The following is an 8,855-nucleotide window of genomic DNA, read 5'->3' as shown; positions in this document are numbered from 1 at the left end:
CCCCCCCCCCCCCCCCCCCCCCCCCCCCCCCCCCCCCCCCCCCCCCCCCCCCCCCCCCCCCCCCCCCCCCCCCCCCCCCCCCCCCCCCCCCCCCCCGGGCCGCGCCGGGCGAGCCGGCAGCGGCCCTTCCCGGGCGGCTGCCGGCTCCCTGCGGGCTGCCCGCGGCCCGGCCGGTCATCCGCCGCGCGGATGACCGGGCATACCCGAACGGCGTTTCCGGACGCCACCCCACGGTCCCCATGCTGAGCCCCGGTGTAGCCGGGGTCACATCGCCGGGTCCGCCGCCCCTACCGAAATGGAGGTCGCAGGTGCACACGATGCCGTCCGCACCCGTCCACCGCAGCCCCGATCCCGCCGCGCCGGCGGCCGGGCCGACGCTGGCCATGGTCTCGGTGTCCAAGAGCTTCGGACCGGCCCGCGTGCTCGACGACGTCAGCCTCGAGCTGCACCCCGGTGAGGTGCACGGCCTGGTAGGCCAGAACGGCTCCGGCAAGTCGACGCTGATCAAGGTGCTCTCCGGGCTGCACCGGGCCGACGCCGGCTCCGTCGTCAGCGGCGGTGAGAGCCACCCCCTGCCGCTGAGCGTGGCGCAGCTCGACGCCCTCGGCGTGGCCTTCGTGCACCAGGACCTGGGGCTGGTCGATGGCCAGAGCGTGCTGGACAACGTCCGGGTGGGCCGCTACCGCCGCGGCCGGTTCTCCCGGCGGGTGCGCCGCGACCTGGAGACGCAGGCCGTCGCCGCATCGCTGGCCCGGTTGCGCTCCGACATCGATCCGCACGCGCTGGTGTCCACCCTGCCGCCCGCGGACCGGGCCCTGGTGGCCATCGCCCGCGCCCTGCAGAACAGCGGCGACGGCGGGGTGCTGGTCTTCGACGAGTCCACCCAGTCCCTGCCCCGCGAGGTGCTGACCGGCTTCTACGCGACGGTGCGGGAGCTCGCGGCCGCCGGGTGCGCGATCCTGCTGGTCAGCCACCAGCTCGACGAGGTCATCGCCCTCACCGACCGGGTCACGGTGCTCAAGGACGGGCGGGTGGCGGCTGCCGGCATCCCGACCGCACAGACCAGCCGCCGGGAGATCACCCGGCTGATGCTCGGCGCCGACGCCGACACCCAGGCCCTGCACGACGCCGTCCCCACCCGGCCCGGCACGGCCGTGCTGCAACTGCGCGGCGTGACGTCGCCGACCCTGCACGCACTGGACCTGACCGTGCACGCCGGCGAGGTCGTCGGAGTGACCGGCACGACCGGAGCCGGGCACGACGAGCTGCCCTACGTGCTGGCCGGGGTCAGCGCCGGCCGGGGCAACGTCCGGGTCGAGGGCGAGCAGATCAACCTGGCCGGCGCCGACCCCCGGGTACTGCTCGACGCCGGTGTGGCCCTGGTCCCGCAGGGCCGGGCACAGCAGGGCCTCGCCGTGTCGATGAGCGCACAGGACAACCTGTCCCTGCCCCGGGTGCGGGCCCGCAGCGGTCCGTGGCGGGTGACCTCCCACTGGCAGCGCGAGGAGTTCGCCTGGGTGGTCGAGCACCTCGGCATCACACCCCCGCAGGGCGACCTCCCCGTGGCCGCGCTGAGCGGAGGCAACCAGCAGAAGCTGCTGCTCGGCAAGTGGCTGGTCGCCGGGCCGAGCGTGCTGGTGCTGCACGAGCCCACCCAGGCCGTCGACGTCGGCGCCCGCCGGGACATCCTGCGCAGCATCCGCGAGGCCGCCGCCGCCGGCGCGGCCGTCCTCGTCTCCTCCATCGACAACGAGGACCTCGCCACCGTCTGCGACCGCGTCCTCGTCCTGGACGGCGGGACGGTGACCGGCGAGCTCCGAGCACCGCTGACCGCCGACCAGGTCCTCGACGCCGTCTACCGCTCCGAGACCACGACCCCGGAGCGCACCACCTCCGCGACCCCGACCCCCGCGACCATCACCGAAGGGCAGTCCGCATGAGCACGTCCGTCTCCGCAGCCGACCGTTCCGGCACCGACCGCCCCGGCGACCTGGACGCCGCCGTCCCCGGCTCGGCCTCTGCTGCGCCGGCCCCGGCCGGCCGGCCGGCACGGGCGGGTCGCCGGGTGTCCGGCGGTGACCTCCTCAGGCGCTGGGCGGTGGTCGGACTGTGGGCCGCCATGGCCGCGGTCTTCGCGCTGGTCAACCCCGACCTGTTCCTCCGCGAGGGCACGTTCAACATCATCTTCGGGGCGAACGGCCAGCTGGTGTTCCTCTGCATGGCCGTGCTCGCCCCGTTCTGCGTCGGGGAGTTCGACTTCTCCGTGGCCGGTGTGATGGGCATGACCGGCGTGACGGTGACCGTGCTGTACGCGCAGCAGGGCTGGAGCCTGCCCGCCGCGGTGGCCTTCGCGCTGCTCCTGGGCGCGCTCGCCGGTGCGCTGAACGGCGTCATCGTCGTCGTCCTCGGCGTCGACCCGATCATCACCACGCTCGGTGTGGCCACCGCCCTGCAGGGCGTGGCGCTGTGGATCTCGGGGATGAGCACGGTCACCGGGCTGCCGGTGTCCTTCGGCGAGATCGTCACCGACCGCTTCCTCGGGATGCCGCTGTTCTTCTGGTACGGCGTGGCCCTCACCCTGGCCTTCGCCTACGTCCTGCACGTCACCCCGCTGGGCCGGCACATGGCCTTCGTGGGCGCCAACCGCGAGGTCGCCCGGCTGGCCGGCATCCGGGTCAACCGCATGCGCTTCGGTGCCTTCACCTTCTCGGGCACCATCGCCGGGCTCGCCGGGGTGCTGCTGGCCGCCAACATCGGCGGCTTCGACCCGACCAGCTCCGGCATCCAGCTGCTCCCGGCGCTGGCCGCCACCTTCCTGGGCACGGCGATCCTCTTCCCCGGCCGGTTCAACCCGCTGGGCACCTGGATCGCGGTGTTCTTCCTGGCCACCGGGATCGTCGGGCTGCAGCTGCTCGGCCTCACCGGCTGGATCAGCGACGTGTTCTTCGGCGGCTCGCTCGTCGTCGCGGTGACCGTGTCGACGCTGCTGCGCCGACGCCGGTCCCGGTTCTGACGCTCCTCCCCCACCTCCGTCCGCACCTCCTTCGAAAGGGACGTCCATGTCGACACCTCCTCGCCACAACGCCGTGGTCCGAGGCATCACCGTCCTCGCCTGCGCCGGGACGCTGCTGCTGGCGGCCGCCTGCTCGTCGTCGGACGAGTCGGCGGCCGCGCCGGCCGGCAACGACTCGGGCCGCGATGCCACCGCGGACGTGAACAGCGAGGCGCTCGCGACGGTGGAGGCCAACCTCGCCGTCCCGGAGCCGTTCACCGCCCCCGGGCCCGCACTCGAGGGCGTCGACCAGGTCGCGGGGAAGAAGGTCCTGTACATCCCCATCTCCTTGCAGATCCCGGCGTTCCAGTCGGTCTTCGCGGCGGTGCAGGAGGCCACCGGCGAGGTCGGCATGGAGGCCAGCGCCTGCGACGGCAAGTTCAACCCGGCCGGCGTGGCGGCCTGCATCAACCAGGCCCTCGCCCAGGAGGTCGACGTCGTCGTGCTCGAGCAGGTCCCGCTCGGTCTCGCCGCGCAGGGTGTCGCGCAGCTCCAGGAGGCCGGCATCTCGATCCTGGTCAGCGGGCAGGAAGCCGCTCCCGGGACCGCGGAGCTGGCCTACCTCGCCACCGGTGGCGACCAGATCATCACCGACATGGCCGACTGGGTGACCGTCGACTCCGGTGGCGAGGCCGACGTGCTCGTCGTCGCGCAGGTGGACAGCCCGCAGCAGCGGGCCTACATCGACGAAGGGCTCCTCCCCCGGTTCGAGGAGGTGTGCCCCGACTGCACCACGACGGTGATCACCACGACGGCGTCCCAGCTGTCGCAGCTCGGCACCCAGGTCAGCACCGCCCTGCTGCAGGACCCGGAGATCGACTACGTCGTCTCGGAGTTCGATGCCAACGTTAGCTACGTCCTGCAGGGCCTGCAGAACGCGCCCACCGGCGGTGACGTGAAGGTGGTGAGCGCCATCGGGGACATCGCGTCGCTGGAGCGGGTCGCCTCGGGGCAGCAGGCCTACGACGCGCTCGGCAGCGATCGCTGGGCTGGCTGGGCGGTCACCGACCAGGTGTTGCGGATGCTCACCGGCGCCGAGCCGCTGGAGAGCTCCACCGGCCCGAGCCGGGCGTTCGACGCCTCCAACATCGACTCGGTCGAGGTGGACCAGGGCAGCTTCGGCGACGAGTCGCTGTGGGGCGGAGACACCTACAGCGAGGTGTACCGGGAGCTGTGGGGTCTGTCTTGATCTTCCACGCCCTGCCGGTCGCCCAGGTGGAGCGACTGGGCGCGGACGCGGCAGCCGTCACCTTCGAGGTGGCGGCTGCCGTGCGGCACCGGTTCGCCTTCCGCGCCGGGCAGTGGGTCGCGGTGCGCACCCGGGCGGACGGCCGGGAGCTGCGCCGGTCGTACTCGATCTGCGCCCCGCCAGGCGGTCCGCTGCGCATCGGGGTGCGGGAACGCCCCGGGGGCGGGCAGGTGTCCTCCTGGCTCGTGCACCGGGTGGCGGTGGGAGACCTGGTCGAGGTCAGCGAACCCGCCGGGACCTTCGGCGCGGGCGCCCCGGGGGGCGACGCGCTCTTCGTGGCCGCCGGGGCGGGCATCGCCCCGGTGCTGTCGGTCGTCGCCAGCCGGCTGCGGGACCCGCGGGCCCGGATCCGGTTGCTCCGGGTCGACCGGGAACCGTCGAGCCAGCTGTTCGGTGCCGAGGTCGACCAGCTCCTGGCGGACCATCCCGGGCGGTTCTCGCTGACCCGCGTGTGGACCCGGACGCCGGGCGCCGGCCGCCCGTCGGCGGACGACTGGCGCCGGCTGCTCGCGGCGGACGGGCCGTTGTCCCGGATGACGGGGGTGTGGCTGTGCGGGCCCGAAGCGTTGGTCGGCACGCTGCGCCCGATCCTCGCCTCGCTCGGGGTGCCGCACCGGCGGGTGCACACCGAGCTGTTCGACGTCGTGCCGACCGCGGTGGCCCCGGTGGCGGGGACGAGCAGGGTGCAGGTGCTGTCCGGCGGTGCGGCGGTCACCACCACCGTCCCGCGGTCCACCTGGCTGCTGGACGCCGCACGCGCCCTGGGGGCCGACGTCCCGTTCTCCTGCCTGGGCGGCATGTGCGGCATCTGCCGGGCCCGCGTCGTGGACGGCGACGTGGACATGGTGACCAACCACCACCTCAGCGCCACCGACGTGGCGGCCGGCGCCGTGCTCACCTGCCGGACCCGCCCGGTGAGCCGGTCGGTGACCGTCGACTTCGACGCGTGAGCCCCCCGCCGTGCGGGCCGAGCTGAGCTTCCTGGACCCGCGGTCCACCGTACTGCGGCTGTTCATCGCCCCCGGGGCCCGGACCTCCACCGTCCGCAGCGAGCAGCACCCCGTGACCATCCGGAACGGCCGCCCGGTCCGGCGCTCCTTCGCCCTCGACGTCCACGGGTTCGCGATCGTCGACCACCGCAGCGCGGTCACCGACCTCACCGACCCGGCCCAACTGGAGTCCGTCTACGTCCCCGAGGTCTGCCGGTTCGTGCAGGAGCAGCTGGGCGTCGATCTGGTCCTCTCGCGGGGCTGGGAGCTGCGCCGCTCGGTCGCCCCGGCCGAGCACGGCGCGCAGCCGCCGGCCAGCGGGGTGCACGTCGACTACGCCCCCGACCACGTGCCCGGCATGGTGGCGCGGGCGTACGCACGGCACTTCCCCGACGGTCCGGGGTTCCGGCGGGCGGTCGTCACCAGCACCTGGCGGGTGTTCAGCCCGCCACCCCAGGACTGGCCCTTGGCGCTCTGCGACGTCCGCACGGTCTCCGCGGACGACGGCGCGCCGGTCAGCACATACTTCGTCGACGAGCTGCCCGACGACCCGTTCGGCCCGGTCGACAATCTGAAGCCGGTGGGCAGCAGCTGGAAGACCCGCCACGACCCCGCGCAGGCCTGGTGGTACTTCCCCGGGATGACCCGGGACGAGGTCCTGCTGATCAAGCTGGGCGACACCGACCGCGGCGTCGCCTGGGCGGCACCGCACTCCGCGTTCCCGGATCCCGCCGGGCAGGACGGGGCGCCCCGGCACAGCATCGAGTTCCGCACCTTCGCCTACCTCACCTGAGGTAGCCCGAGTTCGAGTTCGAGCCCGGCCCGGCGTCCTCCCGTCGTCCGCTAGCTCGGTCGCGGGGCTGTGCACCTCCGGCGACGTGCTTCCCGCCCCGGCCAGCCCGTCGGCGGGTCGGGGCGCGACACTGGGGTCTCCGGACGAGCACCCCCGGCCGGCCACCGGGACAGGCCACGGGGACGCCAGGAGCCGTGCGGCCCGGGCGACGAGTGGCAGGAGACGGGGATCGGATGAGCAAGCGCCTGGAGGAGCTGGCCTGGAGCGCCACACCGATCGGTGAGCTCAGCCTCCGCCGGCGACGGGATCCGGTGACCGGTTCCGACGTGTTCGAGGTCAAGTTGGGTGATGAGTTCCTGATGTCGTCGCTGTTCACGGTCGCCGAGGTCGAGGTCGCCCGGCTGGCCCTGGCGCGGCTGGACGGCGACCGGCTCGACGTGGCGGTCGGCGGCCTGGGGCTCGGGTACACCGCGCAGACGGTGCTGGCCGACCCCCGGGTCCACGACGTCGTGGTGGTCGATCTGCTGGAGCCGGTCATCGGGTGGCACCGGCAGGGGCTGCTCCCGCTGGGGCGCGTCGTCGCCGAGGACCCCCGGTGCCGGCTGGTGCAGGGCGACTTCTTCGCGATGGTCGCCGGTGACGGTCTGGATCCCGCGACCCCCGGGCGGGTCTTCGACGCCGTCGTCGTGGACATCGACCACTCCCCCGGGCACCTGCTCGACGAGGGCAACGCGCCGTTCTACCGACCTGCCGGCACGGCGCGGCTGGCCGCGCTCCTGCGGCCCGGTGGCGTCTTCTCGCTGTGGTCGAACGACCCACCCGACGAGGAGTACCTGGCGGCGCTGTCCGCGGTCTTCGCCGACGTCGAGGCGCAGGTGATCGACTTCCCCAACCCGCTCCAGGAGCGGGTGGCCACCAACACGGTCTACCTGGCCACCGCCCGGGGCTGAACCACGGCCCGTCCCCGAGCGAGGGCGGGAACGCGCGCCTCAGATGAACGGCACCACCACGGCCACGGTGAACACCCCCAGGCCCAGCGCGAGGTACCGGTAGTTGCGGTACCACGGCTTGTCCCGGAGCTCCACCGACTCCTCGCGCCAGGTCTTCCGGTCGAACACGACCTCGGCGATCTCCTCGGCCGGCCGTGGCTCGGTGACCATCGAGATGCCCACCAGGCTGACCACGCTGAGCAGGAACATGATCCCGGTCGCGTAGAGGAACTGGACGCCGTGCAGGTCGAAGATCTCCCCGGTCGCGAAGCCGACCAGCCCGACGGGGATCACGCCCACGAGCGTCCAGAAGGCCGCCCGCGAGGTGGCGCGCTTCCAGAAGATCCCACCGAGCAGCACCACGACGATCGGCATGGTCACGTAGCCGAGGAACGACTGGAAGTACTGGACGATCGTGTCGAAGGACAGGATGACCGGCGCCCACGCCACGGCGATGACCATCAGGATGCCGACCAGGATGCGGCTCATCCGGAGCAGCTGCTTCTCGCTGTACTCCTTGTCGCGGGTCTTGACGAAGTCGTTGATGACCAGGCTGGCGGCACCGTTGAGCACCGAGTCCAGCGTGGACATCAGGGCGGCGAGCAACGCGGCGACGACGAGGCCGCGCAGGCCGATGGGGATGTACTCGAAGATCAGCGACGGCCAGGCGAGGTCGGGGTTCTCCAGGTCCGGGAAGACGTCCCGGGCGAGGATGCCGGGGAAGATCAGCAGCACCAGCAGCGGCAGCTGCATGAAACCGGCGAACAGGGCGCCCCAGCGACCGTGGTCCAGGTTCTTCGCCGCGAGCACCCGCTGGACGACGACGTGGTTGGCGACCCAGACGTAGAAGCCCAGCCAGATGGCCCCGGTGAAGATGCCCGGCCAGGGCAGGAAGTCGTCGTCGGGCGGCGGGGCGATGGTGAAGCCGTCCTCCGGCGCGAGCTCGGGGATCGCCGACCACTGGTAGTCGAACTCCCCGAAGACCAGCACGAAGATGATGCCGGCCGCCACGAAGAGCAGCACGCCCTGGATGGTGTCGGTGATCATCACCGCCCGGAGCCCGCCGAGGATGACGTACACGCCACCGAGCAGGGCGATCGCGATGACGTGCACGATCAGCGGGACGTCGGGGAACAGCAGGTTGAGCACGAGCGCGCCGGCGAACATGCCGCCGGCGGAGTCGATGAGCATGCCGGTGAGCACCGTGAAGCCCGAGAACGCGTACCGCGAGCGCCGGTCGAACCGCTTCTCCAGGAACTCGGGAACGGTGCTGATCTTGGACTGCAGGTAGATCGGCAGGATGAGGACGGCGAACACCAGCAGCACCAGCGTGGCCATCCACTCGAAGTTCCACACCGCGATGCCGCTGTCGTAGCCGGCACCGGCCAGCCCGAGGAACTGGGTGCCGGAGAAGTTGGTGACGATCAGCGAGAAGCCGACCAGCGGCCAGACCATGCCGCGTCCGGCGAGGAAGAAGTCGTCGGAGTCCCCGGTCCGGCGGGCCACCCAGAACCCGATCGCGAGGATCATGACGACGTAGGCGCCGATCACCACGAGGTCGACGGTCGCCAGCTCGAACTCCGGCATGACAGCTCCTCCGCACGCTCCGTTGCGCGTCCTCACGGTGGCGCAGCCGTCGCCACCGCGCGACTCGGAACGCCCGGCTTCGCTGCGCACCGGAACCAGCTCGGCTGGTGAGTGGCCGGCCTCGACGGACAGCGTCGTCCGTGGCGCCGGGCAGCCACCGCCGAGACGCCGTCCCACGGGCCCGGACCGCCGCCCT

7 protein-coding genes are annotated in these 8,855 nt (G+C 72.9%); 6 read left to right on the top strand and 1 reads right to left on the bottom strand.

Annotated elements, in window-relative coordinates; translation table 11 throughout:
• Positions 1-317 precede the first annotated feature (317 nt).
• From ACI79Y_RS14110 to ACI79Y_RS14085, 6 genes are all read left to right on the top strand, one after another.
• Positions 318-1,940 carry a sugar ABC transporter ATP-binding protein gene (locus ACI79Y_RS14110; RefSeq protein WP_457159082.1) on the top strand — a complete coding sequence of 541 codons (1,623 nt, stop codon included), beginning with the start codon at positions 318-320 and terminating at the stop codon, positions 1,938-1,940.
• Entirely contained in the window at positions 1,937-3,013 is a 1,077-nt protein-coding gene (locus ACI79Y_RS14105) for an ABC transporter permease (protein WP_457159081.1), read from the top strand. Before ACI79Y_RS14110 ends, ACI79Y_RS14105 begins: the two co-directional genes overlap by 4 nt.
• 46 nt (positions 3,014-3,059) lie before the next feature.
• Complete coding sequence (locus ACI79Y_RS14100) at positions 3,060-4,241, top strand: sugar ABC transporter substrate-binding protein (RefSeq protein ID WP_457159080.1); 1,182 nt, start codon at positions 3,060-3,062, stop codon at positions 4,239-4,241.
• On the top strand, positions 4,226-5,251 hold the full coding sequence (locus tag ACI79Y_RS14095) for a 2Fe-2S iron-sulfur cluster-binding protein (protein ID WP_457159079.1): 1,026 nt from the start codon (positions 4,226-4,228) through the stop codon (positions 5,249-5,251). Before ACI79Y_RS14100 ends, ACI79Y_RS14095 begins: the two co-directional genes overlap by 16 nt.
• Positions 5,252-5,261: 10 nt before the next feature.
• Positions 5,262-6,083, top strand: a complete 822-nt coding sequence (locus ACI79Y_RS14090; protein WP_457159078.1) for a CmcJ/NvfI family oxidoreductase — start codon at positions 5,262-5,264, stop codon at positions 6,081-6,083.
• Positions 6,084-6,316: 233 nt separating this feature from the next.
• Entirely contained in the window at positions 6,317-7,033 is a 717-nt protein-coding gene (locus ACI79Y_RS14085) for a spermidine synthase (protein ID WP_457159077.1), read from the top strand.
• 39 nt (positions 7,034-7,072) lie between these two features.
• Here ACI79Y_RS14085 and ACI79Y_RS14080 read toward each other — a convergent pair whose 3' ends face one another.
• Positions 7,073-8,659: a sodium:solute symporter family transporter gene (locus tag ACI79Y_RS14080; protein ID WP_457159076.1), complete on the bottom strand. Its 1,587-nt coding sequence runs from the start codon at positions 8,657-8,659 to the stop codon at positions 7,073-7,075.
• Between the last annotated feature and the right edge of the window lie 196 nt (positions 8,660-8,855).

The organism is Modestobacter sp. SYSU DS0875 (genome assembly GCF_054050915.1).
Note: the sequence above shows the minus strand (reverse complement) of the source record. Positions and strands in the feature narration are given on the sequence as shown.